Origin of the sequence: Microcystis sp. M49636_WE2, assembly GCF_030065375.1 — a bacterium.
Classification (GTDB): domain Bacteria; phylum Cyanobacteriota; class Cyanobacteriia; order Cyanobacteriales; family Microcystaceae; genus Microcystis; species Microcystis aeruginosa_C.
Genome location: NZ_JASJFG010000595.1, coordinates 1 through 1621, shown reverse-complemented (window position 1 = coordinate 1621; position 1621 = coordinate 1). Strand labels below are relative to the sequence as shown.

1 protein-coding gene is annotated in these 1621 nt (G+C 48.0%); it reads right to left on the bottom strand.

The features are described from left to right. A partial coding sequence (locus PX484_RS13750; RefSeq protein ID WP_288104277.1) for a phosphoenolpyruvate carboxylase occupies nucleotides 1-1621 on the bottom strand: 1621 nt, incomplete at both ends.

Here is a 1621-nt window from a genome sequence, read left to right as displayed (position 1 = left end):
TAGAGGGGCAATTCAAACAAAGTCTGCATGATGCCGGGGGCGTGTTTGAGGTCATCGACGGTTTCAAAGAGGGGAACGATGCGGAGGGAACTGCGGCTAGTGGCGGGGTCGTATAAACCGGCTTCTTGGGCTAATAACAGCACTTCTAGCACATCGCTGGCCTCGTTGGTCATGCTGATAATGTAGGTTTGGCAGATTTCCAGACCGAATTCCCCTTGCAGACTTCTTAAAACTCGCAGGGTTTCAATGGTTTCGCAGGTTCTTTCCGAAAAGGGCATTTCCCGGGGAATTAAGGGGCGACGGGTTTTTAATTCCGCCACTAACCAGGCGATTTTTTCTGATTCGGTTAATTGGCCGTAGGGTTTGGGTAAAACTCCGAGATAGGCGGCGATTTCTTCGATACATTCGGCGTGACGGGTGGATTCTTGCCGAAAATCTAACTGAGTTAGGACAAAGCCAAAAATCTCCACTTGGGCGATCAGTTGATCCAGTTCTTGACAGGAAAGACCGGTTTGCAAGAGACTGCGCTGTAATAGCTGTAATTCGGCTAAAAACTCGGAACCAGAGCGATAGATGTTGGTTTCGTTGAGTTTAGTTAATAATTGTCGTTCTTCCGGGTCATTGAGACGATTATTGCGATCGCGGGTATTTTCCAGACGTTTTTGAATAAAGGCCAATTTGAGGCGATAGGGTTCCTGACGGTAGCGGATGGCTAACTGGCTATAGATTTCGGGCATTTGCTGTTTATCTCTGTCCAGGGAGTCCAGCAACTCCGGCAAGACGTGACACCAGTGCAGGGAGGCACTTAAAATACTGGTCAGGTCGCGAATAGCATCGAGATATTTTTTAATAACGAGATTGCGCTGATAACAGCAGGTTTTCCAGGTGACTTCGGGGGTAACGGAGGGATTGCCATCCCGATCCCCCCCCACCCAAGAACCAAAGCGACAGAAGTTATTTTTCGGCGCTCGTAAACTGGGAAAGGAGGATTCTAGGCTTTGCTGCAGACGCAGGGTTAACTGGGGTAGGGAATCAAAGAGAACTTCATCGAAGTAGTGCAGGGCATAATCCACTTCATCGACGACGGTGGGTTTAAATTGGTGTAGTTCATCTGTTCGCCACCAAAAACGAATTTCTTCTTTTAACTGTTTGGTGACTGTTTGTGCTTCTCTGGAGTTAGTTAACCCCAGACTGCGAAAGATTTCTTCTGCTTGGTCGAGTTTTTCGAGAATGCCCGAGATGCGGCGCTGTTTAATGCGAATGGTGTGACGGACAATTTCTGTGGGGTGGGCCGTGAAAACCAGACGAATATCTAACTGATCGAGAAGACGCTGAATTTCTTGGGGAGGGACGTTAACCTGTTTGAGATAGGGAAATAACCAGTGAAATAGTCCCGATTTTGGGCCGGAGTGATCGGACTCGTTCAGGGTTTTTTCTAACCAATCGGCCCCGACAATGGTGGCTAAAAGGCTTTTTTGCCTTGGGTCAGCCTTGGGACTTTCGTTTTCTTCCCCGATCACCGTCCGTCGCAGTAGTTGCTGATCCCTTTGTTCGTAGTGTTGTTCGATTATATTTATTAACTGGAAATAGAGGGCAAAAGCGCGGGTAACTTTGATCGCTT